We start from the raw sequence: 25229 nt of genomic DNA on the forward strand, positions 1-25229 counted from the left end.
TCAGGTCACTTTTTCGCCCCTCGGCGACTCACTGTGAGGGACCAAAGTGAGCAAAGTCCTTCGCTCCTGTTTCCGGCCCGACTTCGTCGGGTTCCTTCGCCCTGGCACTGATCCGGGGGTCGCCGCAACGGACCATCCATGGTCCGGTGCGGCTAGCCTGGCGTCCTGCCAAGCTAGCCCCGGATCAGCGCCAGGACTCAGCCGTCACTAAGGTCGCACTCTGCGTCGTCAGTACCACCGTGATCAAAAAGCGCTTTTTCTATGTGCAGCGACTACGAGCGCCGATCTTGAATGTGCGGTGCGGCGCAGAATGGCATGACGACGCGGAGCGTCGCACGATAGTTTACCTATCGTTACCACGCTCCAGCGTGGTAACGCCGCTCTGGACGCTCTGCGTCCGATCTTGAGCGCATGGCGCGACGCAGGCTTGTGAGACAGAGCATCACCCCTCTCTCAAACCGCCAGCAACCGCTCGCGCAATTTGCCAATCTCGTCGCGCATCTGCGCCGCAGCTTCGAATTCCAGGTCGCGGGCCAACTGGTACATTTTTTCTTCCAGCTGGCGAATGCGCTTGTTGATCTCGCTCGGCGAGCGCAGTTCGTTTTCGTAGCGAGCGTTTTCTTCGGCGGCCTTGGCCATGCCCTTGCGCTTCTTGCTGCGCGAGCCTGGCACCGTGGCACCTTCCATGATGTCGGCAACGTCCTTGAACACGCCTTTTGGGGTAATGCCGTGCTCAAGGTTGAAGGCGAGCTGTTTATCGCGGCGCCGTTCGGTTTCGCCAATGGCGCGCTCCATGGAACCGGTGATGCGGTCGGCGTACAGGATCGCCCGGCCATTGAGGTTACGCGCAGCCCGACCGATGGTTTGAATCAGCGAACGGTCGGAACGCAGGAAACCTTCCTTGTCGGCATCGAGAATCGCCACCAGCGACACTTCCGGCATGTCCAGGCCCTCGCGCAGCAGGTTGATCCCCACCAATACATCGAAGGTACCCAGACGCAGGTCGCGGATGATCTCGACACGTTCAACTGTATCGATGTCCGAGTGCAGGTAACGCACTCGCACCCCGTGGTCGCTGAGGTAATCGGTCAAATCCTCTGACATGCGCTTGGTCAGCGTGGTGACCAGTACCCGCTCTTCCAGCGCCGTACGTTTGTGGATTTCCGACAACAGGTCGTCGACCTGGGTCAGCGCAGGGCGAATCTCGATCTGTGGGTCCACCAGACCAGTCGGGCGTACTACCTGCTCGACGACACGTCCCGCGTGTTCCGCTTCATAGTTGCCCGGCGTCGCCGAGACAAAAATGGTCTGCGGGCTGATCGCTTCCCACTCGTCAAAGCGCATGGGCCGGTTATCCAGCGCCGATGGCAAACGAAACCCGTACTCAACCAGGGTTTCCTTGCGTGAGCGGTCGCCTTTGTACATCGCGCCGACCTGCGGCACGCTGACGTGAGACTCGTCGATCACCAGCAAGGCATCGGCAGGCAGGTAGTCGAACAGGGTCGGAGGCGGCGCACCGGACGGACGGCCCGACAGGTAGCGCGAGTAGTTTTCGATACCGTTGCAGTAGCCCAGCTCCAGCATCATCTCCAAATCGAAGCGGGTCCGTTGTTCCAGACGCTGGGCTTCCACGAGCTTGTTCTGAGTGCGCAGGTATTCAAGACGCTCCTGCAACTCGACCTTGATCCCTTCCATTGCCTCGATCAGCGTCTCGCGCGGGGTAACGTAATGGCTCTTGGGGTAGAACGTGAAGCGCGGCAGCTTGCGGATCACCTCACCGGTCAGCGGATCGAACGCCGACAGGCTTTCGACCTCATCATCGAACAGCTCGACGCGGATCGCTTCCAGATCGGATTCGGCCGGGTAGATGTCGATGACATCGCCACGCACCCTGAACGTCGCACGGGCGAAGTCCATGTCGTTGCGGGTGTATTGCAGGTCGGCCAGTCGTCGCAACAGGGCGCGCTGGTCCAGTTTGTCGCCACGGTCGATGTGCATGACCATGCGCAGATAGGTTTCCGGGCTGCCCAGGCCGTAGATGCACGACACCGTGGTGACGATGATCGCGTCCTTGCGCTCCAGCAGCGCCTTGGTTGCAGACAGGCGCATCTGCTCGATGTGGTCGTTGATCGACGCATCCTTCTCGATGAAGGTGTCAGACGACGGCACATAGGCCTCGGGCTGGTAGTAGTCGTAATAGGAAACGAAATATTCCACGGCGTTGTTCGGGAAGAACGCCTTGAATTCGCCATACAACTGCGCGGCCAGGGTCTTGTTCGGTGCCAGGACCAGCGTCGGGCGCTTCACCTGAGAGATCACGTTGGCGATGCTGAACGTCTTGCCCGAGCCGGTCACCCCCAGCAAGGTCTGGTGCGCGAGCCCTGCGTCGATCCCTTCGACCAGTTGGCGAATGGCCTCGGGCTGATCGCCGGCTGGCTCAAAACGGGTAACGAGCTGGAACTCGGACATATCCTACCTCTTGGTTCATACGCGACTTGATTCGTACGCGACGGGATCGCGCAAAGGGCTCGCCTCACCTGAATGGACTGACAGGCCATGACGAAATCATCGCCAACGCCCGGTCCCGCCGGGAAAGGGCGTGCTGCGATGTCTTGAAATGATGCTTACTAGATGGAGCCACATGCTGGCCTTTCAAGTCACGCACTTAAAGCATTGAGGCTCGAACGGGACGAACGTTCTGAAAATATGCACATAACCTCGAAAAAAGCCGCCCCGACCTGTCGCCCGGCGAGGGGATGCTCTCTATACTAAGCCCTGTTTGTGCACCGCTTTGGCGCATTCAGCCGCAGCGTGCATCCCTACCCACTCTTCATCAAGAGCCGCCGCACAATGAGCCTGTTCTCCGCTGTCGAAATGGCACCCCGCGATCCGATCCTGGGTATCAACGAAGCCTTCAACGCCGACACCCGCACCACCAAGGTCAACCTTGGCGTAGGCGTCTACTGTGATGAAGAGGGGCGCATTCCTCTGCTGCGTGCCGTGGCTGAAGCTGAAAAGATCCGTGTCGCCCAGCACGCGCCGCGCGGTTACCTGCCGATCGACGGCATTGCCGCTTATGACCAGGCCGTGCAAAAACTGCTGCTGGGAGCTGATTCACCGCTGATCGCTTCAGGCCGTGTGCTGACCACTCAATCGGTCGGCGGCACAGGTGCCTTGAAGATCGGTGCCGACTTCCTCAAGCAACTGCTGCCCAACGCAGTGGTAGCGATCAGCGACCCAAGCTGGGAAAACCACCGCGCACTGTTCGAAACCGCAGGTTTCCCGGTGCAGAACTACCGTTATTACGACGCAGCCACCCACGACGTGAACCGCGCCGGCATGCTTGAAGACCTGCAGAACCTGCCAGACAACTCTGTGGTTGTGCTGCACGCCTGCTGCCACAACCCGACTGGCGTCGATCTGAGCCTGGATGACTGGAAAAAAGTGCTGGAAGTGGTCAAGGCCAAGGGCCATGTACCGTTTCTGGACATGGCGTACCAGGGCTTCGGTCAAGGCATTCAGGAAGATGCACTGGCTGTGCGCCTGTTCGCCGAGTCGGGCCTGACCTTCTTCGCCTCCAGCTCGTTTTCCAAGTCGCTGTCGCTGTATGGCGAACGTGTGGGCGCGCTGTCGATCATTACCGAATCGAAAGAAGAAACTGCCCGCGTTCTGTCGCAGGTCAAGCGCGTGATCCGCACCAACTACTCCAACCCGCCGACCCACGGCGCAATCATTTCCGCTGCCGTCCTCAATGACCCGGCACTGCGCGCCCTGTGGGAAGAAGAACTCGGCGAGATGCGCGTGCGCATTCAAGGCATGCGCAAAGCCATGGTCGAGCGCCTGGCGGATAACCCGGCCGGTCAGGACTTCAGCTTTGTCGGCCGTCAGTGCGGCATGTTCTCCTATTCCGGCCTGACCGCCGCACAGGCACAACGCCTGCGCAGCGAATTCGGCATCTACGCGCTGGATACCGGGCGTATCTGCGTGGCGGCGCTGAACCAGAAGAATATTGATGCCGTGTGCGACGCAATCAAAAAAGTGCTCTAACCGCGCTGCCTATATCTTCTGTAGCGAACCTGTTCGCGAAGGCTATATTCCGTTCAATGCATCTCATGCAACTGTACGGCCCCCTTCGCGAACATCGTACCTCCCGTAGCCTCACACAACACCCAATCCTGCATCACCCTCCTTCAGCACCGTTCGGCAACTGAATCGAACGATCCATATGGCTACCTTTCGAAACCCTGTCAGACCATTTTCTGAAACAGATATCGAGGTACTCATGTCCATCGAACCGCAACGTCAGAAAGAACAGCCACCGGGCCAGCATACGCCCGCTGACCAGGGCGCAGACCGCAACGACCCGGCCATCGAGCCACAGGTTGCGGACGTAGAACCAGAAACGGAAAAAGGTGGATGCCAGAATCAGGGCAAAAGCCCTGCTCCCAGCCAGTCTCAGTCTCAAGGCCAAAGCCAAAGCCAAAGCCAGTCATCCGGCGACAGCGCTTACGTGCCTGACCATGAGCCTGAGGAAAAAACCGAGGATCTGCGCAATCATCAGCCTACCCAAGGTGTTGACGCCGATATCGATACGCCCGGCGGCTAATCCCGACAGGCAAGCGCATTTGGGCCGCCCGGCCCAAACGCTTCTCCTGCCATGTTCAGCGGCTGCCCTCCTCGCTGATCACCTGCACCTGATACGCTGGATCAGCCTTGATTTGCTGTTCGGTGAACGGCAACTCACTCCACTGTTTTTTCGAAAACGCCTCGGTCTGGTCCCTCGAGTGGGCCGACTGCGGGTTGCTCGATTCAGAGAACGCCAGCAGGCCTTGCGCTTTGGGCCCCTGCTCATCAAACGTCACCACCTGCAGATAGCTGGTGCCGCTCACCACCTCACGCTTGCCGTCCTTGCCAGCGATGGTCTGCATGGCGTTGTAGACGCCGAGCCCGGCCGGGCCACCATGAATCGGAATGGGTTTGCCGCTGAGGCTGGAGACCTGAATGTCGCCCCATTTACTCTCGGGCGAAAGACCGGCCTTGGCCACCTCATCAACCGCCGCAAGCATGGCGGCGCGCAGTGCGCTGGCAACCTGAGGGTTTTCAATGGCCAGCCCGGTTGGCGTATGGATCGGGTTCTGCGGGTCGAACACCACACGCCAGCGCGAGGCAACGCCTTGCATGGATGTCATGATCCGCTGGAAGTACACGAACCCGATGCCACTGTTCAGATCAGCGCGTCCGTCCCAGGCTTTCAAGGCGGCGCACAACGGCGTCAGACGCGTTACATCATCACCCAGCTCCGAAGCACAGAACTTCAACAGATCCGGCAGCACTTGCCCGGCCTGATACACCTCGTTGTCCATGACCATCGCTTGCAGATTCTCGGCGCTGACCTTGCCAGCCTGTTGCAGGCTGCCCAGCCGATCCAGCGCGAAGCGCGCACGCTGACCGAGTGGCTGACCGTCCTGGCTGATCAACGGCGAAAATCCCTTCAGTGGTGCCGCGGGATTGACCATCCAGGCAGAGTCATTGGAATGCTGCACAAAGTCGCTACGCAACAGTTGCGGCTGGCGTGAGGACGGATAAATACCCGCCTGAGCCGCCTCCGCGGATATGTCCCAGTTACATTCACTGCGCGAGCCGTCGAGCACGATCAGCTCGGTGCCGATACGCGGGTCACTGCACTTGGCGAGCTTGGCGGCGTCCACGTTCGGTACTACCGAGAGGTTCATGTACAGCGCCTGCCCTTTGGCATCGACCGCCAGGGTATTGACCCACGGAATGCCCTGAATCTTGTGCACCGAATCCTGAAACGCCTTGAGGCTGTCAGCCTTGTCCATCGAATACCACTGCTGTAACACACGGTCGTTTTCCAGGTTGGCGTCACGCAGGCTGAAGGCGAACTTGTCATCCCAGTCCAGCTTGCCCGGCCACTGCACCACCGGGCCGAACTTCGAGGAATAAATGATGCGTGGCACAGCCTTGAGGCTACCGTCCGGCTGCTTCACCTCGACGCTGACTTGCTGCTGGCCCATAGCGATGGATTTTCCATCCAGCAGGTAACGGGTCGAGTCTTTCGGGTCGAGCTGCAAGCGATGCAAGGTGAAGTGTTTCGACGTGTCGACGGTATGGCTCCAGGCCAGATGCCGGTTGAAACCGATATTGATCAGCGGCAGGCCCGGCAATGCGGCGCCCATCACGTCGAGCTTGCCAGGAATGGTCAGGTGCATTTGATAGAAACGCATGCCGCCGCCCCATGGAAAATGCGGGTTGGCCAACAGCATGCCGCGCCCATTGGCGGACAGCTCGTGCCCTACTGCAACGGCATTGCTGCCACGCTCCAGGGCAAAGCGCTGGTTGCGCACAGCGGCCAATTGCAGCGCCTGAACCTGCTGGCTATCAACCTGCAATGGCTTTTGCGCAGAAGGCGGTTTGGCACCGGCAAAGGCCTCAGTGAACTGCCCTACGCCGCCCTCGACCAGCAAGCGGCGAGTCAGGCGCAGCAAATCATCGGTACTGATCGGTCGAACCCAATCGGCTGCGCAAGGCTGCGGCAGCCCCTTGGCCTTCTGCTCACCCAGCGAGCGGTTGTAGCCGGCGACATAGCCCTGCATCAACTGGCGAATCTCGGGCGGCTGGGCTTTCCAGAAATCAGCCAGTGCCTCAGGCGTGTTGAGCCACTTGAACAGCAGGTCGCTGGCCATGTTGCTGCGTTGCTCAAGGGTCGCCTTGTCCGGCCCGAAATAGCGTGAGCGCTCGCCGTTTACGGTGACGATTTCGTTGGCCAGCAGGCACAGGTTGTCCTGCGCATACGCATAACCGATGCCGTAACCCAGACCGCGCTCATTGGCGGCGACGATATGCGGCACGCCAAAACCGGTACGCCGGATTTCGGCACGGGCGGCCTGATGATCCGCGGCAACCAGGGCCTGGGCAGGCAATATCACCGCGAAAGAAAGACCTGCAAACACAAAACCGCACAGGGGTCTGGAAATAATCACGCTGACTCCAACTCGACAAGACGACCCGAATTAGCCGCTCCCCTTAAACGAAGCGCAGACGCAAAATTTACTCGCGCAATGCAACCTGCAGCCGACGCTAAATTCCCGTCCTCATCCCTCGTTTAAAGGGCAGCTCTATATAAAGGCCCGCTCTGCAGCCGGCGTCCGTCGATCGGTTGATTTTTCCCACCCCAGGAACCTGCATGAAACGCTCTCGCCCTCCTCGACGCGCCCTTCTCGTGGCGCTGTGCCTGTTCCCGGTCATCGCCGTGTGTGCCTGGCAGATCATGCCCGACAGCAAAGGTCATGCAGCGACCGTGACGGTGACCCGCAGCAACATCGAAAACAGCGTGACCGCACTGGGCACTTTGCAGCCACGCAGCTATGTGGACGTTGGCTCGCAGGCCACCGGGCAGATCATGAAAATCCACGCGCAGGTCGGCGATCAGGTCAAGGAAGGCGACTTGCTGGTCGAAATCGATCCGTCGACACAAAAAGCCAGGCTGGACGCCGCGCGTTACGCCATCGAAAACCTCAAGGCCCAGCTTCAGGAGCAGCGGGCGCTGCACGAGCTGGCCGAACAGAAGCAACAACGTCAGAAACGCCTTGCGGCGGGCGGTGCCACGCGTGCCGAAGACGTGCAGGCTGCGGAATCGGAATTTCGTGCCACACAGGCACGGGTCGACATGTTCAAGGCACAGATCCTGGAAGCTCAGGCGGCGCTGCGCAGTGACGAGGCGGCGCTGGGCTACACGCGCATCTACGCCCCCATGAGCGGCACGGTGGTCGCACTGGATGCGCGAGAAGGTCAGACCCTGAACGCGCAACAGCAGACGCCGCTGATTCTGCGCATCGCCCGCTTGTCGCCCATGACAGTCTGGGCCGAAGTCTCGGAAGCTGATATTGGCCATGTCAAACCCGGCATGACGGCCTACTTCACCACTCTCAGCGGTGGCAATCGGCGCTGGAGCAGCACGGTGCGGCAAATTCTGCCAGTGCCGCCCAGACCGCTGGATCAAGCCAATCAGGGCGGCGGCAGTCCGAGCAGTGCGCGCAAGAGCGGCGGCGGTCGGGTTGTGCTGTACACCGTGCTGCTGGACGTTGATAACAGCGACCAGGCACTGATGGCAGAAATGACCGCACAGATATTCTTCGTCGCCGGCAGCGCGCAGAACACCCTGACCGCCCCGCTCGCAGCCTTGCAGAACGGTCCTCAGGCCGATGTGCAGATCGCGCAGGTGCTGTCCGCCAATGGCGAAGTGCAAAACCGTCAGGTACGCACCGGCATCAGCGACCGCCTGCGCGTGCAGGTGCTCGACGGTTTGAATGAAGGTGATCGCCTGTTGGTGCCGGCTTCTGTCGGCAGCGGGGGCTGAATGCAAACGCCGCTGATCGACCTGCGCGCCATCCGCAAATCCTACGGCGGTGGCGACAGCCCGCTGGTCAACGTTCTGCGTGGCATCGATTTATCGATCCATGCCGGGGAATTCGTAGCGATTGTCGGCGCCTCCGGTTCCGGCAAGTCGACACTGATGAACATCCTCGGCTGCCTCGATCGCCCGACCTCGGGTGAATACCTGTTCGCCGGGGAAAACGTCGCCGATCTGGGCAGCGACGAACTCGCCTGGCTGCGCCGCGAGGCATTCGGTTTTGTGTTTCAGGGCTACCACCTGATCCCTTCCGGCTCGGCACAGGAAAACGTTGAAATGCCAGCCATCTACGCTGGCACACCCGCCGCAGAGCGCCACGCCCGAGCTGCCGCACTGCTCGACCGGCTGGGCCTGGGGTCGCGCACCGGCAACCGGCCACACCAGCTGTCTGGCGGTCAGCAGCAACGGGTGTCCATTGCCCGCGCCTTGATGAATGGCGGGCATATCATCCTCGCCGACGAACCCACAGGTGCGCTGGACAGCCACAGCGGTGCCGAGGTCATGGCGCTGCTGGACGAACTGGCCAGCCAGGGCCATGTGGTGATCCTGATCACCCATGACCGGGAAGTCGCAGCCCGCGCCAAACGGGTCATCGAGATCAGCGACGGCCTGGTGGTCAGCGATACCGCATGCGATCTGTCTGCGCCACGTTCAGCCAACCCCGCTGCGCTACAGGCCGTCGACCTGCGCAAGCGTCTGAGCGACGGCAGCGGCAGTCGCGGGGCGTGGAAAGGCGAACTGCTCGACGCGGTTCAGGCCGCGTGGCGGGTGATGTGGATCAACCGCTTTCGTACCGCGCTGACGCTGCTGGGTATCGTCATCGGCGTTGCATCCGTGGTGGTCATGCTGGCGGTCGGTGAAGGCAGCAAGCGCCAGGTCATGGCACAGATGTCCTCGTTCGGCTCCAACATCATTTACCTCAACGGCAAGGCCCCCAACCCGCGTGCACCCAAGGGCATCATCACGCTTGAAGAGGTCGCGGCGCTGGGCGAGCTGCCCGAGGTAAAAATGATCATGCCGGTCAACGGCGGACAGGCCGGCGTGCGCTACGGCAACGTCGATCATTCCAGTTATGTCGGCGGCAACGACACGCACTTTCCGGCGATCTTCAACTGGCCGGTAGTGGAAGGCAGTTATTTCAGCGAAGCGGATGAGCAAAGTGCTGCCGCCGTGGCAGTGATTGGTTACAAAGTTCGCCAGAAACTGTTCGGCGAGCATACCGACCCTATTGGCCAGTACATCCTGATCGAAAACGTGCCGTTTCAGGTGGTCGGCGTGCTTGAGGAAAAAGGTGCCACTTCCGGTGACCTGGACAGCGACAACCGCATCGCCATTCCCTACTCGGCGGCCAGCATCCGTCTGTTTGGCTCGCAGGACCCCGAGTACATCACCATCGCTACACGCGATGCCAACAACGTCAAACACGCCGAAGAAGCAATACGCAACCTGCTGCAACGCCTGCATAACGGCAAGCAGGATTACGAGCTGACCAACAACGCCGCGATGATCCAGGCTGAAGCACGCACCCAGAACACCCTGTCGCTGATGCTCGGCTCGATTGCGGCCATCTCGTTGCTGGTCGGCGGCATCGGCGTGATGAACATCATGCTCATGACCGTGCGTGAGCGCACCCGTGAAATCGGCATCCGTATGGCCACCGGCGCGCGGCAGAGCGACATCCTGCGGCAGTTCCTCACCGAAGCGGTGATGCTTTCCGTGGTCGGCGGGCTGGCCGGTGTCGTGCTGGCGCTGGGCATGGGCGCAGCCTTGTTGCTGAGCAAGGTGGCGGTTGCGTTCACCGTGCCGGCAGTGGCCGGAGCGTTTGCCTGCGCACTGGTCACCGGCGTGATCTTCGGCTTCATGCCTGCCCGCAAAGCTGCCCGGCTCGACCCGGTTGCGGCCCTTACCAGTGAATGAACAATCAATGAAGCCGAGCCTTTCCCTTTTGACCGTCTGCCTGTTACTGACCGCCTGCAATACCCCGGCTCCGCGCCTGGACAGCGGCATTCAGCCACCTGCACGCTGGGCGTTTGCCCAGAGCGCTGCCGCCCAGCGCAGCGACGCCCGCTGGTGGCAGCAGTTCGGCAGCCCGCAATTGAATCGCCTGATCGAACAGGCCAGTCGCGACAGCCACGAAGTCGCTGCAGCAATGGCGCGTGTGCGTCAGGCGCAGGCCACCGCCATCATTGGCGGCGCACCTTTGCTCCCGGAGCTGGCCTTTGACCTGCGCGGCGAACGCAACAAGTTCGTGCGCAACAGCGACCGCAAGGCCAACCCTTCCGACGACAACAACACCAACAACTTCACCAGCGACCTGACCGCCAGCTATGAAGTGGATTTCTGGGGCGGTATCGCCGCCGGACGCGACAGTGCGCTACGAAGCCTGCGGGCCAGCGAATTCGATCAGGCGACAGTGGAACTGACCCTGCTCGGCAACGTCGCTGACCGCTATGCGCAAACCCTCGCGGCGCGCGAGCAAGGCCGGATTGCCGAGCTGAACCTGGCCAACGCGCAAAGCGTTTTGAGGCTGGTGCAGACCCGTTACGACTCGGGTTCGGCCACTGCACTGGAACTGGCGCAGCAGAAAAACCTGGTCGCGACCCAGCAGCGCGAACTGCCACGCGTTCAGCAACTGGCCAACGAGCAGTTGATCAGCCTGGCAGCGTTGCTCGGCCAGCCGGTACAGAATCTGAACCTCGGTGATCAGGCATTCGCCACCCTGAACTGGCCGGACATCGGCCCCGGTCTGCCCAGCGAACTGCTGACCCGCCGCCCGGATCTGGCCAAAGCCGAAGCTGAACTGGCCGCGGCGCAAGCCAATGTCACGGTGGCGCGCGCTGCCATGCTGCCAAAGCTGACCCTGAGCGCCAGGCTCGGCACCGAAGCCACCCGCGCCGAAGACTGGTTGCGCGCACCGTTCAGCAGCCTGGCTGCCGGTCTGGTCGGGCCGATCTTCAATAATGGCCGTCTGGCTGCCGAGCGCGACAGGGCCACAGCTCGTCAGGAAGAGCTGCTGGAAACCTATCGCGGAGCGATCATCAACAGCTTCGCCGACGTCGAAAAAGCCCTGAACAGCATTCAAGGCCTGGACCAGCAACGCTACTGGCACGAAGAAGAACTCAAACAGGCGCAAACCGCTTTCAACATCGCCCAGAGCCGCTATGAAGAAGGTGCCGAGGACTTACTGACGGTACTGGAAACCCAACGCACGCTGTATCAGGCGCAGGACGTGAGCGTGCAGTTACGGCTGGCACGCTTGCAGGCGAGCATCGCGCTGTACAAGGCACTGGGCGGCGGCTGGCAGGTGCGCTGAGCGCACGATCCACTATCGTGCGACGCTCTGCGTCGACATGCAGGTCTGGAAGCTCCGCGTCCTCTTGCGACGCAGAGCGTCGAGAACTGCATTCCCACGCTGGAGCGTAGGGAACGATAATCCCAACTATCGTACTGAAGCTCTGCGTCGGTCTGCGCAGATAACTCAATTATCGTGCGACGCTCTGCGTCGCATGCCGTTCGGGACGCAGAGCGTCCTCTTTGCGACGCAGAGCGTCATGACCTGCATTCCCACGCTGGAGCGTGAGGAACGATAATCCCAACTATCGTACTGAAGCTCTGCGTCGGTCTGCGCAGATAACTCAATTATCGTGCGACGCTCTGCGTCGCATGCCGTTCGGGACGCTCCGCGTCCTCTTTGCGACGCAGAGCGTCGTGACCTGCATTCCCACGCTGGAGCGTGAGGAACGATAATTCCAACTATCGTACTGAAGCTCTGCGTCGGTCTGCGCAGATAACTCAATTATCGTGCGACGCTCCGCGTCCTCTTGCGACGCAGAGCGTCGTGACCTGCATTCCCACGCTGGAGCGTGAGGAACGATAATCCCAACTACCGTACTGAAGCTCTGCGTCGGCGTGCGCAGATAACTCAATTATCGTGCGACGCTCTGCGTCGCATGCCGTTCGGGACGCTCCGCGTCCTCTTTGCGACGCAGAGCGTCATGACCTGCATTCCCACGCTGGAGCGTGCGGAACGATCATCTCAACGACCGTTCGCTAAAACCAACTGTCCGGCAACAGATTGCGCGCATACCAAGGCCTGCGCGGCACGCGGCGTAGCAGGTTGCTCAATTTGTCATCCGCCGCAAAGGTAATACGCAGCGCAAGCTTCATGACTTCCGGGTCCATTTCCATGGTCGTGCCTGCCGCCTGCCCGGGCACGGTGCTGCAGCCGTGGGTTTCCGGCCCCAGCCACGGGTCGCTGACTTCGACCCAGCGGCCCGCCGCGAACCACGGCACGCCATTGACTTCCAGGCGCTTCACTTCACCCGGATGAAAGCGCTCATGGGCGCGGAACCAGTCGTCGATGCGGTCGTCGATCCAGCCGTGAAACATCCAGAACACCGGGTTCACATGCGATGAAAACGGATCGGCGAGAAAGTCGTTTTCCGGCTCGAACCAGCGCTCGGCGAAGTCGTCCGAACGACGCGCCATGGGCACCGGCTGGCCGTTGGCGGGGTCGCGAGCGACGGACGCCCAACGCATGTGCAACCAGTCGTGCAGTTCCAGCTCGACCTGCGAACCAAACTGCCCCAACGTCAGCTTCGACAGAAAGCGCGGGTCGCGGTACTGCGACTCCCAGACCTGAAAGTGCGTGTGAAACGTCTCGTGGCTTTTGATATCGCTGACCAGTTGCGTGTATTCCTCATCGCCCTGGGCCAGCCAGTTGGGCGGCAGCGAACAACCGTCGTGATTATCGAAATAACGTGCGAAACCCAACCGGTCACGCTCCAGCTCAGGCTGAGGCAACGGAAACCGCGGCCACGACGGCAGGTCCTGAATCTTGCGCGCCTGAATCAGCATGTGCCGGTGCATGTAAAAGAAGTCTTCACCCGAACCGTTGCGGTCCTTGTGCGGGCCACGCGCATCACGCTCTTTCTCGCGCGGCCCCGGCTGCCAGCCGATACCACGCAGGGCGTTGCGCTTGTCTTCGGGCAGCTTGTGCCATTTGTCCCGAGAGGCATGCCACAGCTGGTGAAACAAGCGATGCTCCTTGGAAACCAGCCAGGCCAGAAACGGCGGACTCAGGCCGACCCGCTCGCGCGCCTCAGGGAACACCTGCTTGATGGCAATCAGGCGGTTTTCCAGCTCCGGCAGGGCCAACGGCCGGTCCAGACGTTCGATACGTCCGCTCAACGTGCCGCTGCCCGCATTGCCGAACGCGCCCCAGACTTCATCAAGGGTCAGGCTGAATTCGTAATCCGGAGTGTCGCTGTGCGGATCATTGCCAGCATGGCCGTCCATCACCCGCAGATACAGTTTTGCCGCGTTGGCCGGTTGCAGGTCGCCAATCACCCGGAAGCGTGGCTGTGCGTCGCTGCGCAATTGCTCCGGCGTATCGATATAACCGCGCAGGCCGCGACCGCGCGAGGCAATGTCGAGAAACATTTCCAGACCTTCAAGCGGCGCATCGGCCAGCCCGGCATCACGCCCTTCGAAACGCAGCGTCCATACCCCGCGCAGCTTGTCGGCCAGGCGCTGGGTAGACGTATCTGCGGGCCCGGCCGTGGCCTCGCCCGGTGTCACGGGTTCCTCGACACGGGTGAATTCCCGATGCGCATAATAGGCAGCCGGAACTGCCGCGCCGGTCAGCGCCAGCCCTGCTATGAACCCTCGTCGAGAAATCGTCATTACCCTACCTGTTCCAGCACCGAGACAGCCGTTATCCAAGCTAGAACGTAAACCCGGCAGACAAATTTAGCTCAGCGTCTGAATCCAGGATACGGCGCTAAATTTTTCGCCCATCCGCTCGTTCTCCACCAGATAGCAACAGCCCTTGCAGGCTGCGCAACGGTTAATCTGAACGAGACGGAAATGACAAGACCGCGTTGGAAAAAGGCTCTCTTCATCGGCCTGCCGCTGGCCCTGGCCATCAGTGCAGGCGCGGGTTTTCTGGCCTGGAATTACTGGTCGCCTGCCGGTTACCCGGTCAAGGTCATGAAGCAGGCCGACGACCTGCAAGAGCGGATCATTTCCTTCGACAGCCACATCACCGTGCCGATGAAATTCGGCAGCGAGGGCAATGAAGCCGACAAGGACGGTTCGGGCCAGTTCGATCTGGTGAAAACCGCACGCGGGCGCTTGTCCGGCGCAGCACTGACGGTATTCGGCTGGCCGGAAATCTGGAACGGCGACAATGCCCCGCATCGCCCGACACCCGGCTTTGTCGACGAAGCGCGCCACCAGCAGGAAGTGCGCTACAAGATCATCACCGGCATGGTTCGGGATTTCCCCAATCAGGTCGGCATCGCCTATACTCCCGACGACATGCGCCGCCTGCACGGCGAGGGCAAGTTTGCGATTTTTATCAGCATGCTCAACGCCTACCCGCTGGGCAATGACCTGAGCCTGCTGGACCACTGGACAGCGCGCGGCATGCGCATGTTCGGTTTCAGTTACGTCGGTAATAACAGCTGGGCCGACTCTTCACGCCCCCTGCCCTTTCTAAACGACACGCCCGACGCGCTGGGTGGCCTGTCGGAGATCGGCAAGCAGGCAGTGCAGCGCCTCAACGACCTGGGCGTGATCATTGATGTCTCGCAAATGTCTAGCAAGGCGCTGGAGCAGGTCAGCCAGTTGAGCCGTACGCCAATGGTCGCCTCACACTCGGCCCCGCGTGCGCTGGTGGACATCCCGCGCAACCTCAGCGACGAGGAAATGCAGCTCATCAAGCGCAGTGGCGGCGTGGTGCAGATCGTGGCTTTCCCGGCCTATTTGAAGCCGCTGACCCAGAAGACCCAGGACAAGCTCAACGCCCTGCGCAAGGACTTCGACCTGCCGCCACTGCCCAACCTGGCCATGGCACTGATGCCCGGCGACGCGATTATCACGGTCTGGCCGGAACAGCGCTTCGGTGCCTACGCCAGCAAGCTGTACGCGATCCTTGAAGAAGAACCCAAGGCCACGGTCAAGGATTTCGTCGACGCCATCGATTACACGGTCAGAAAGATCGGTATCGACCATGTCGGCATCAGCTCCGATTTCAATGATGGCGGTGGCGTAAAAGGCTTCAACGATGTCAGCGAGGTTCGCAACGTGACCGCCGAGCTGATCGAGCGCGGTTACGCCGAAGCGGATATCACCAAGCTCTGGGGCGGCAATTTTCTGCGCGTCTGGGAGCAGGTGCAGGCTTCGGCGCGTCCGGATGCGAAACAAACCAACCTTTCGAATGCCGCTAGCCGAACATCAGGCGCTACCGCTCATGACTGACCGCAGAACCTTCCTCAAACAGGCCGGAGTGCTGGCCGCAGCCTTGCCACTGGGCTCCGGTCTTGCGTCAACGGCACTGGCGTCCGCACCTGCACCGACATCCACAGACAAATGGGCGCGCTTGAAACAGCTGTTCAATCAGGACCCGGATTACGTCCACCTTTCCAACTTTCTGGTCACCTCGCACCCCACTCCGGTTCGCGAGGCCATCGAACAGCATCGCGCGCGCATCGACCGCAACCCCGGACTGGCGATGGACTGGGACCTGGGGGAAACCGAGCGCCGCGAACATGAAGTTCGCGTCTGGGCGGGCAAGTACCTGAATGCCCAGCCTGGCCAGGTCGCCCTCACCGGCAGCACCACCGAAGGGCTGGCGATCATCTACGGCGGTCTGCATGTGCGCCCGGATCAGGAGATTCTGACCACCGAGCACGAGCATTCCTGTACCCGCGACATCCTCAAATTCCGCCAGCAGCGCGAAGGCACTCAGGTGCGCAAGATTCGCCTGTTCAAAGACCCGGCGACCGTGTCGGCAGACGAAATCATCGGCTCCATTGCGCGCAGTATTCAGCCGAAGACGCGAGTGCTGGGCATGACCTGGGTGCAGTCCGGCAGTGGTGTGAAATTGCCTATCGGGGCCATCGGCGATCTGGTCGAGGAACACAACCGCAACCGTGACGACAAAGACCGCATTCTGTATGTGGTCGACGGCGTACACGGGTTTGGCGTCGAGAACCTGGATTTCCCGGACATGAAGTGCGACTTCTATGTCGCCGGCACTCACAAGTGGATGTTCGGCCCGCGCGGTACAGGCATTGTCTGCGCCCGCTCGGAGCAGGTCAAAGACCTCACCCCACTGATCCCGACGTTCTCGGAAGCCACCGGTTTCAGCACGATCATGACGCCCGGCGGCTATCACTCGTTCGAACACCGCTGGGCACTGAACGAGGCGTTCAAGCTACACCTGCAACTGGGCAAAGCCGATGTGCAGGCGCGCATTCACGAGCTTAACAGCTACCTCAAGCAGCGCCTCAAGGCGCAGCCCAACGTCGAACTGGTGACACCGATTGACCCGGCACTGTCAGCGGGTTTCAGCTTCTTCCGGCTCAAGGGCCAGGAAAGTGACGAGGTGGCCGCCTGGCTGATGAAACAACGCATGGTCGTGGACGCCGTGAGCCGCGATGTCGGCCCGGTGGTGCGCACCGCGCCGGGATTGCTGAACAACGAGGCCGAAATCGATCGATTCATGGCCCTGCTCAGCCAGCGCAGCTGACGTGCACGCACTGAATCCACTGTTTTCCGTTTTCTATCGAGACCCGTCATGAAAAAAACACTGCTGTCCCTTTCCGCCCTGCTCGGCCTGTTGCTCTGCGGCACCACCCTCGCCGCCACGCCCGCGCCAGTACCCGCGCCCGGAAAAGTGTTCAAGGACTGCAAGGATTGCCCGGAAATGGTCGTGCTGCCTGCAGGCACTTTCACCATGGGCGCACCCGAGGAAGAAATGGGTCGCCAGCCGGACGAAGGCCCTCTGCATGACGTGACCTTCGCCAAACCGTTCGCCATCAGCCGCTTTCAGGTACTGAGTGGCGAATGGAACGCCTACATCAAGAGCTCCGGTTACAAGATGCCAGACGGCGATACCCGCCCTGGCCGCGAGTGCAAGGCCGGCAAGCCACGCTACCCGCTGAAGGCGCGCCAGCCCGCCGTGTGCATGGACTGGAACGAAGCCAGGGCCTATGTCGAATGGCTGTCGAAGAAGACCGGCAAGTCCTATCACATGGTCAGCGAAGCGCAGCGCGAATACGCGGCACGTGGCGGCAGCAAGGGCTCTTTCCCGTTCCCGATGGATGAAGGCAAGCCCTACAGCATCGCCAAACACGCCAACACCTACGGCCCGGAAGACGGCTTCAGCTACACCGCGCCCGCTGGCAGCTACAGCCCCAACGATTTCGGCATTTACGACGCCCACGGCAATGTCTACGAATGGACCGCCGATTGCGAGACCAGCAACTACAACGGCGCACCCACTGACGGCAGCGCGTGGCTGGCCGGCGATTGCACCTGGAAAATGATTCGCGGCAATGACTGGACCGAAGCGCCGATCTTCTCCCGCTCCGGCAACCGCAACAGCCGTCAGCCGGATGTACGCGGCGACTGGCTCGGCTTCAGGGTCGCCCGCGACCTGTAACGGACTTAATGCGCGCCTGCGGCCTGCGACAAACGCGGGCCGCACTCACGGACACTGACGAGACACACCATGACCCGCAAAACTGAAAGCCTCGCCCGGGAAACCCTGAGAATCCTCAAGCCCTTCTGGTGGCTGGTGGCGCTGTCGACCGTGCTGGGGATTGTCAGCGGTCTGAGCGTCACCGGCCTGCTGGCCACCATCAACAATGCGATGAACATGCCCGGCGGCCCGGACACGCAGACCGCGCTGCTGTTCGCCGGGTTGTGTGTGCTGACCCTGGCCTGCTCGACACTGTCCAACCTGTCGACCAACTACGTTGGCCAGCGCGTGGTCGCCAACCTGCGCCGCGAGCTGGCCGCCAAGGTGCTGGTGGCACCCATCGAGCAACTGGAGCGTTACCGCTCGCACCGTCTGATTCCGGTGCTGCTCAACGACGTCAACACCATCAGCACCTTCGCCCTGTCGGTCGCACCGATGGTCATCTCGTTCACCGTCACCCTGGGCTGCCTGACCTATCTGGCACTGCTGTCCTGGCAGATTCTGGCGCTGACCGTGCTCACCGTGGTGCTCGGCACCGGCGCGCAGTACCTGGCCCATGCGTACGGCATGCGCAGCATTCTGGCGGCGCGCAACAGCGAAGACGAATTGCAGAAGCACTATCAGGCGCTGTCTGCGGGTGCCAAGGAGCTGCGCATTCAGCGCAAGCGTCGTCAGCACATGCTCGACGAGAAGATTCACGGTGCCACCGAGCACATCTGCCGCTCGAACATTCGCGCCGCCAACATTTTCGTCAGCGCGGAAACCTTCGGTTCGATGCTGTTCTTTGCCGTGATCGGCATCGCCATCGCCTTCCAGGCCATGTGGCCGACCACTGAAAAAACCGTGCTGGGCGGCTTCGTGCTGGTGATGCTGTACATGAAAGGCCCGCTGGAACGCCTGATCACCGCCCTGCCCGGCATCAGCCGCGCGCAGATCGCCATGCGCCGTATCGCCGAACTGTCGTGGAAGTTTTCCAACCCCGAACCCCACTTGCTGGTCAGCGACCGCCCCAATTCGCTGGCCAATATGCAAACCCTGGAACTGCACAACCTGCGCTATGACTACCCTCCGGTCGAGGGCAGCGACGCCTTTCATCTCGGCCCGGTCGATTTGAGCATCAAACAGGGCGATATCGTGTTCATCGTCGGCGAAAACGGCTGTGGCAAGACCACGTTGATCAAGCTGCTGCTGGGTCTGTACACGCCGCAACAGGGCGAAATTCGCCTCAATGGGCAGACCGTCACCCCGGAAAACCTGGATGACTACCGCCAGTTATTCACTACGATCTTTGCCGATTACTACCTGTTTGATGAGCCGTTGCAGGGGCAGGCCGCGCTGCCGCAAGACGCCGGCAAATACCTGGAGCGGCTGGACATCGCGCACAAGGTCAGCATAAAGGACGGTGCCTTCACCACCACCGACCTGTCGACCGGTCAGCGCAAGCGTCTGGCACTGATCAACGCGTGGCTGGACGAGCGTCAGGTGCTGGTCTTCGACGAGTGGGCCGCTGATCAGGACCCGGCGTTCCGGCGCGTGTTCTACACCGAACTGCTGCCGGAGCTGAAGCAGCAAGGCAAGACCATCATCGTCATCTCCCATGACGACCGCTATTTCTACATCGCCGACCAACTGGTGCGCATGCAGACCGGGCAGATTCAGGTCGAGCAGGTGCAAAACGACACTTACGACAAAACCATTCCGGCCTGATTCATCCACGCCTCGAAAGCCCCGCCCGGCCAGTCCGCGAGCGGGGCTTTTTGTTACCCGGCGAAGCCATACCCGCCCTAACCAGATAGCCAAGCGCCATCTTTTTTCCGGAATTGTGAAAAATTCATTAAATAAACGTTATTCGCTTTCGTTCTCATTAACAGCGAATTGCGTGCACAGCCATCTCCCGCGCAGCGCCTTATAAAAAAGTTGCTCACGCCTGCCCCGTCGACGGCTGAACCCGACTGCGCAGACCTGAACAACGCTCTCAATCTCCTTGCCGATACCCACTGGAAAGAGCCAATTCATGCACAACCCGTCACGACTTACCCCGCTCAGCAAAGCGTTGATGCTCAGTCAGATGTTCCGCTCCCGGCCATCCATGGCGGCCATGGGCCTTGCGCTCTGTATGCCGGTGGCCAGCCAGGCACAGGAAACCGCCGCAGACGGTTCGACCACCACGGGCACGGTCAACCTGGCCCCGACCGCGATCGACTCGCAGTACTTGGGCACCGCCACTGACGGCACTGGCTCTTACACCACCGGCGCGGTAAGTATCGGCAAGGGCGCGCCACAGTCGCTGCGTGAAACACCGCAGTCTGTAAGCGTGGTGACTCGGCAAGTCATGGATGACAACAACCTCAACAGCCTGAGCAAGGTTCTGGAAGACACTCCGGGGATCACCTTCCAGTACCGTAACTTCGGCGGTCACGTGTATACCTCGCGCGGCTTCTCGCTGCTGGCGGAGAGCTTTCTGGTCGACGGCATTGGCGGCCAGGGCTATCAGATCACCGGCTGGATGCAGCCGGACATGGCCATCTATGACCGTGTGGAGGTATTGCGCGGCGCGTCTGGCCTGCTGGTAGGTGCCGGTCAGCCCGGTGGCGCGGTCAATCTGGTGCGCAAACGCCCGACCGCCGACAACAAATTTTCGATCACCACTCGCGCAGGTTCGTGGGATCAGTACCGCGTCGATCTGGATGGCAGCGGCAAGCTCAACGATTCGGGTACGCTGCGCGGGCGCATGGTCGCGGCTTACGATGACAGCGGTTCGTACCTGGATGGGCGCGACAGCCGCACCCCGCTGCTGTACGGCATCGTCGAAGCCGACCTGAGCGATGACACCACGCTGACCATGAGCCTGCGTCGCCAGGAACAGGTCATCAATGGATACTCGATCTACGGCCTGCCGCGCTACAGCAACGGCCAGTCGCTGGGCCTGTCGCGCTCGACCAATCTGGCGCAGAAGTGGAACCGTCTTGAAAGCGACATGACCGAGGTCTTTACCGAAGTCGCGCATCGCTTCAATGAGGACTGGACCAGCCGCACGTCTTTGACGTATTCGCAGGGCGGGTTTGATCAGGCTATCGCTTACGCGCGGGGAGCAGTCAACCCTGCGACGCTGGCGGGCTCGACCTTCCAGAACACACTTTTTCGCAGAGACGAAGTGGACAGCACCGGCTTGAACACTCAACTGGAAGGTAACTTCAACGCTTTCGGCCTCGAGCATCAGGTGACGTTGGGCGCCGACTGGTCGAGACAGAACGCCAATACGCATCAGGCTACTGTACCAACCCGATCCGCGATCAACATTTTCGACGTCAACCAAAGTGCGTTCGCCAAACCAGCTCGTCCGGCCTGGACCACCGACATCGACACCACCGAAGAACGCGCAGGCCTGTACGCCAACACGCGTATTCACCTGAGCGAGCCGTTGAGCGTGGTTCTGGGCAGCCGCCTGAGCTGGTATGACTACAAGTACGACGTCAAAACCGGCGCAGCCAACAGTTACGAATCCAAGCAGACTCAGGAATTCACTCCGTTCGCCGGCCTGATCTACGACATCAACGACAACTGGTCGTGGTACGCCAGCTATGCCGACATCTTCACGCCACAAGCCAACTACGTAACCGCAGGCGGCTCGCCGCTGGACCCGGCCATCGGTTCCAACTACGAAACGGGCTTCAAGGGTGAACTGTTCGACAAGCGCATGAACCTGTCGATGGCGCTGTTCTACATCAAACAGAAAGATGTCGCCGCGCTGGACGTGAACACTACTCAGACCTGCCCGACCAGCTCCGACGGCTCCTGCTACCTGCAGGACGGCATCAGTCGCAGCAAGGGTGTCGACGTCGAAGCCAGCGGTGAAGTGTTGCCAGGCCTGCAAGTATTCGGCGGCTATACCTTCAACATGCTGCGTAACAATGGCGATGCAGATGTAGCCTACGAAACACCGAAACACATGCTGCGCCTCAACACCAGCTACAACCTGCCGGGCGCATGGAACCGCCTGACCCTGGGCACCGGCGTGTCGGCAGATTCGGGCTATGAAGTGCCGTCCAACAAACAGCTGGGCGTTTCTGGCAAGGCCATCTGGGATGCGCGAGCCTCGTGGAAACTGGACGAGAACTGGAAGGTGTCGCTCAACGCCGAAAACCTTTTCGACCGCAAGTATTACAGCACCTCGATCGCCACCGACCGCTCCAACGTCTACGGCGAACCGCGCAGCTATGTCCTGACCTTGCGGGGGGATTTCTGATCTGAGTCCAGGCTTTTGATTCTGGCCGAAGGCCGTGGGAGCGAGCCGGGCGACGCTTCGTTTGTTCGCGAAGAAGTCAGTATGTTCTCCGAAAATGCATTGTCTGAACGACCGTCTTCGCGAACAAGTTCGCTCCCACAGGGATTTGCATTTATCCTGCACCCTCGATTTCAATGAGCCATCCTTCCCATGCCAACACCCTTCAGCCGTCTGCGCACAGGCCGCGTGAAAACGCTTGGCTTGCGTCTGGGCGGGCTGGTGCTGGCATTGGCTTTTCAGGGCGAGGCACTGGCTGAAGAGTTCGACTTCGATATCCCCGCACAACCCTTGAACAGCGCCCTTAAAGAGCTGGGGCGCCAGGGCGACCTGCAAATTCTTTACAACCCCGATGATGTGAACGGCAAGTTCAGCAGCCCGGTGCACGGCAGGTTGACGCCTGAACAGGCGGTCGCGGATCTGCTGAAACAGGCTGGTGTAACGCACAACCTCGAGGCCGACACCCTGACCCTCGGCAGCGCGGCGTCCGCGCACCCCATGAACCTTGGGCCGGTGGCGATCAAGGGCGACCCGTTCGGTATCACCACCGAGAGCAGCGGCTCGTATGCGGCGACCGGCGTGAGCATCAACAAGACGTCACAATCGCTGCGCGAAACCCCGCAATCGGTCACGGTCATGACCCGCCAATTGATGAACGACAAAAACCTCAATGGCCTCGACGAGGTGATGGCGCAGACGCCTGGCATCACCTTTTCGCAACGCAACTTTGGCTCTCATGTGTTCAGCTCGCGGGGCTTCGCGCTGGAAGACGAGAGCTACACCATCGATGGCGTTGCCGGTCAGGGTTACAGCGTGACCGGCTGGATGACCCCGGACACGGAGATCTACGACCGCGTTGAAGTGCTGCGCGGTGCTGCCGGGCTGTTGATCGGCGCGGGCAACCCCGGTGGCGCGGTCAATCTGGTGCGCAAACGGCCGACCGCCTTACCGCAGTTCTCGATCACCACCCGCGCCGGCAGTTGGGACCAGTACCGGGTCGATCTGGATGGCAGCAGCAAGCTCAACGACTCGGGCAGCGTGCGCGGGCGTTTTGTCACGTCTTACGAAGACCGTGGATACTTCATCGACGGCCTGAAAAAGACTGCGCCGCTGTTGTACGGCATTCTGGAAACCGACCTGAGCGAAGACACCACACTCACGCTGGGCCTGCGCCATCAAAGCGCGGATACCCACGGCTATTCGATTTTCGGCCTGCCCCGCTACAGCAACGGCAAGGCCATCGATCTGCCGCGCTCCACCTCCTTGGCCCAGGACTGGAACCGTCATCAGACCCGCACCGACGAAGTGTTCAGCGAACTGGAAACCCGCTTTGACGAAAACTGGAGCGGCACACTGTCTGCCACTCACTCCGATGGGGCTTTCGATCAGAAAGTCGCCTACGCACAAGGCGCCATAGACCCTGCGACCCAGAGCGGTTCACGACTGGTCAGAACCCTGTTTCGCTCGGACACGCTGCAAAGCGACGGTTTCGACAGCCATCTGGACGGTCGTTTCGACGCCTTTGGCCTGACCCACCAGTTGACCATCGGCGGCAACTGGTCTGAGCAAAAACGTGATTCGCGCTATGCCACCGTCAACAGCAATCGGCCGCTGGACATCTTCAATCCCGATCACGACGCGATTGCTGAACCTGCGCGTCCGGCCTGGCGCAGCACCGACTACAGCGACAAGCGTTATGGCGTTTACAGCAACCTGCGCCTGAGCCTGAGCGAGTCGTTGAGCCTGGTCATGGGCGGCCGGGTCAGCTGGTATGACTATCAGAGCCAGTCCGCAGGCGTGACTACTCGCGCTCAAGAGGAAAACCAGGTCACGCCGTTCGTTGGCGTGATCTACGATCTGAACCGAGACTGGTCGTGGTACGCCAACTACACCGATATCTTCCTGCCGCAAAGCGGTTATAGAACGGCATCCGGCGTATTTCTTGACCCGGCCATCGGTGCCAGCCATGAAACCGGCATCAAGGGCGAGTTGTTCGACAAGCGCCTGAACGTGTCTTTCGCGCTGTTCTATGTGAAACAGAAAGACGTGGCGGTCGAGGACGATGCCAATGCGGGCCAGTGCCTGAGCAACGACGCTTACGGCACCTGCTATGTGAATGGCGACATCCGGCGCAGCAAGGGTATCGATATGGAGATCAGCGGTGAACCGTTACCGGGCTTGCAGACCCTGGCCGGTTACACCTTCAACCTCACGCGCGGCAGCGACGGGAAATCGATTTCAGCAGAAACACCCCGGCACATGCTGCGCTTGTCCAGCAGCTACAACCTGCCCGGCACCTGGCGTCGACTGACTGTCGGCGGCGGTGTGTCGGCGCAAAGCGGCTACTCGGAGCACGAGTCGACCCAGCCCATCGACAACCCTGGCCGCGCCATCTGGGACGCACGCGCCTCATGGAAGATCGACGAACACTGGTCGGTGGCCCTCAACGGCAACAACCTGCTGGATCGCAAATACTACAAGGCAACCGGCGACATCGACCGCGGCAACTACTACGGCGACCCGCGCAACTACGTCCTGACGTTGCGCGGCGATTTTTAGAAGCCCGCGCTCGCGCCTTACAATCAAGACCGGACGCAGAGCGTCGCACGATAGTTGGGGTCATCGTTCCGCACGCTCCGCGTGGGAATGCCGTTCGTGACGCTCCGCGTCACAGATCTGCGCCGCGCCGCACAATCAAGATCGGACGCAGAGCGTCCAGAACTGCATGCGACGCAGAGCGCCGCACGATAGTCGAGATTATCGTTCCGCACGCTCCAGCGTGGGAATGCCGTGCGTGACGCTCTGCGTCACAGATCTGTGCCGCGCCGCAACCTCAAGACCGGACGCAGAGCGTCCAGAACTGCATGCGACGCGGAGCGCCGCACGATAGCTGGGATTATCGTTCCGCACGCTCCGCGTGGGAATGCCGTGCGTGACGCTTCGCGCCACAGATCTGCGCCGCCCCACACAGTCAAGATCGGACGCAGAGCGTCCAGAACTGCATGCGACGCAGAGCGCCGCACGAT

14 protein-coding genes are annotated in these 25229 nt (G+C 61.0%); 11 read left to right on the forward strand and 3 right to left on the reverse strand.

The genetic code is table 11. The features are described 5' to 3' along the window. Positions 1–453: 453 nt before the first annotated feature. Positions 454–2469 carry an excinuclease ABC subunit UvrB gene (gene uvrB, locus RYB66_RS03165; RefSeq protein WP_002552947.1) on the reverse strand — a complete coding sequence of 672 codons (2016 nt, stop codon included), beginning with the start codon at positions 2467–2469 and terminating at the stop codon, positions 454–456. A gap of 381 nt (positions 2470–2850) precedes the next feature. On the opposite strand from uvrB, the gene RYB66_RS03170 reads away from it, so the two are divergent. After that, a complete protein-coding gene (locus tag RYB66_RS03170) occupies positions 2851–4047 on the forward strand; it encodes an amino acid aminotransferase (RefSeq protein WP_016982553.1) in 1197 nt (398 codons plus the stop codon). A gap of 235 nt (positions 4048–4282) precedes the next feature. Continuing rightward, positions 4283–4606, forward strand: coding sequence for a hypothetical protein (locus RYB66_RS03175; RefSeq protein WP_016982552.1), 324 nt, complete (start codon positions 4283–4285; stop codon positions 4604–4606). A 55-nt stretch (positions 4607–4661) separates the two neighbouring features. Here RYB66_RS03175 and RYB66_RS03180 read toward each other — a convergent pair whose 3' ends face one another. Next, a complete protein-coding gene (locus tag RYB66_RS03180) occupies positions 4662–6995 on the reverse strand; it encodes an acylase (protein WP_316886853.1) in 2334 nt (777 codons plus the stop codon). 209 nt (positions 6996–7204) lie between these two features. On the opposite strand from RYB66_RS03180, the gene RYB66_RS03185 reads away from it, so the two are divergent. From RYB66_RS03185 to RYB66_RS03195, 3 genes are read left to right on the forward strand one after another with little or no spacing between them, the layout of a single operon-like run. Beyond that, positions 7205–8377 (forward strand): efflux RND transporter periplasmic adaptor subunit, encoded by a 1173-nt coding sequence (locus RYB66_RS03185; protein ID WP_004664641.1) that lies wholly within the window; start codon positions 7205–7207, stop codon positions 8375–8377. Further along, positions 8378–10348, forward strand: a complete 1971-nt coding sequence (locus RYB66_RS03190; RefSeq protein WP_016982550.1) for a MacB family efflux pump subunit — start codon at positions 8378–8380, stop codon at positions 10346–10348. 7 nt (positions 10349–10355) lie between these two features. Continuing rightward, positions 10356–11744 (forward strand): efflux transporter outer membrane subunit, encoded by a 1389-nt coding sequence (locus RYB66_RS03195; protein WP_016982549.1) that lies wholly within the window; start codon positions 10356–10358, stop codon positions 11742–11744. Positions 11745–12481: 737 nt separating this feature from the next. Here RYB66_RS03195 and RYB66_RS03200 read toward each other — a convergent pair. Beyond that, a complete protein-coding gene (locus RYB66_RS03200) occupies positions 12482–14116 on the reverse strand; it encodes a hypothetical protein (RefSeq protein WP_016982548.1) in 1635 nt (544 codons plus the stop codon). Positions 14117–14299: 183 nt separating this feature from the next. Here RYB66_RS03200 and pvdM point away from each other — a divergent pair, with 183 nt between their 5' ends. The 6 genes from pvdM to RYB66_RS03230 all read left to right on the forward strand — a co-directional run bounded on the left by pvdM (position 14300) and on the right by RYB66_RS03230 (position 24762). Next, a complete protein-coding gene (gene pvdM, locus RYB66_RS03205) occupies positions 14300–15694 on the forward strand; it encodes a pyoverdine-tailoring dipeptidase-like protein PvdM (protein ID WP_016982547.1) in 1395 nt (464 codons plus the stop codon). Continuing rightward, a complete protein-coding gene (locus tag RYB66_RS03210) occupies positions 15687–16967 on the forward strand; it encodes an aminotransferase class V-fold PLP-dependent enzyme (RefSeq protein ID WP_016982546.1) in 1281 nt (426 codons plus the stop codon). Before pvdM ends, RYB66_RS03210 begins: the two co-directional genes overlap by 8 nt. Before the next feature lie 48 nt (positions 16968–17015). Then, positions 17016–17882, forward strand: a complete 867-nt coding sequence (locus tag RYB66_RS03215) for a formylglycine-generating enzyme family protein (protein WP_016982545.1) — start codon at positions 17016–17018, stop codon at positions 17880–17882. 69 nt (positions 17883–17951) lie between these two features. Then, the gene (locus RYB66_RS03220; RefSeq protein WP_005753277.1) at positions 17952–19628 is read left to right on the forward strand and encodes a cyclic peptide export ABC transporter; all 1677 of its coding nucleotides are present in this window, start codon (positions 17952–17954) and stop codon (positions 19626–19628) included. Positions 19629–19935: 307 nt separating this feature from the next. Next, complete coding sequence (locus RYB66_RS03225) at positions 19936–22167, forward strand: TonB-dependent siderophore receptor (protein ID WP_016982544.1); 2232 nt, start codon at positions 19936–19938, stop codon at positions 22165–22167. 189 nt (positions 22168–22356) lie between these two features. After that, positions 22357–24762: a TonB-dependent siderophore receptor gene (locus RYB66_RS03230; RefSeq protein ID WP_316893782.1), complete on the forward strand. Its 2406-nt coding sequence runs from the start codon at positions 22357–22359 to the stop codon at positions 24760–24762. The last annotated feature ends 467 nt before the right edge of the window (positions 24763–25229 follow it).

This window comes from Pseudomonas syringae group sp. 243L2, from assembly GCF_032587875.1.
Classification (GTDB): domain Bacteria; phylum Pseudomonadota; class Gammaproteobacteria; order Pseudomonadales; family Pseudomonadaceae; genus Aquipseudomonas; species Aquipseudomonas amygdali.

Excerpts from the sequence above, each read along its gene's own strand:
- pvdM (WP_016982547.1), top strand. The coding sequence starts at position 14,300 with ATGACAAGACCGCGTTGGAAAAAGGCTCTCTTCATCGGCCTGCCGCTG.
- RYB66_RS03170 (WP_016982553.1), top strand. The coding sequence starts at position 2,851 with ATGAGCCTGTTCTCCGCTGTCGAAATGGCACCCCGCGATCCGATCCTG.
- RYB66_RS03225 (WP_016982544.1), top strand. The coding sequence starts at position 19,936 with ATGCACAACCCGTCACGACTTACCCCGCTCAGCAAAGCGTTGATGCTC.
- RYB66_RS03175 (WP_016982552.1), top strand. The coding sequence starts at position 4,283 with ATGTCCATCGAACCGCAACGTCAGAAAGAACAGCCACCGGGCCAGCAT.
- RYB66_RS03195 (WP_016982549.1), top strand. The coding sequence starts at position 10,356 with ATGAAGCCGAGCCTTTCCCTTTTGACCGTCTGCCTGTTACTGACCGCC.
- RYB66_RS03200 (WP_016982548.1), bottom strand. The coding sequence starts at position 14,116 with ATGACGATTTCTCGACGAGGGTTCATAGCAGGGCTGGCGCTGACCGGC.
- RYB66_RS03210 (WP_016982546.1), top strand. The coding sequence starts at position 15,687 with ATGACTGACCGCAGAACCTTCCTCAAACAGGCCGGAGTGCTGGCCGCA.
- RYB66_RS03230 (WP_316893782.1), top strand. The coding sequence starts at position 22,357 with ATGCCAACACCCTTCAGCCGTCTGCGCACAGGCCGCGTGAAAACGCTT.
- uvrB (WP_002552947.1), bottom strand. The coding sequence starts at position 2,469 with ATGTCCGAGTTCCAGCTCGTTACCCGTTTTGAGCCAGCCGGCGATCAG.
- RYB66_RS03190 (WP_016982550.1), top strand. The coding sequence starts at position 8,378 with ATGCAAACGCCGCTGATCGACCTGCGCGCCATCCGCAAATCCTACGGC.
- RYB66_RS03215 (WP_016982545.1), top strand. The coding sequence starts at position 17,016 with ATGAAAAAAACACTGCTGTCCCTTTCCGCCCTGCTCGGCCTGTTGCTC.
- RYB66_RS03220 (WP_005753277.1), top strand. The coding sequence starts at position 17,952 with ATGACCCGCAAAACTGAAAGCCTCGCCCGGGAAACCCTGAGAATCCTC.
- RYB66_RS03185 (WP_004664641.1), top strand. The coding sequence starts at position 7,205 with ATGAAACGCTCTCGCCCTCCTCGACGCGCCCTTCTCGTGGCGCTGTGC.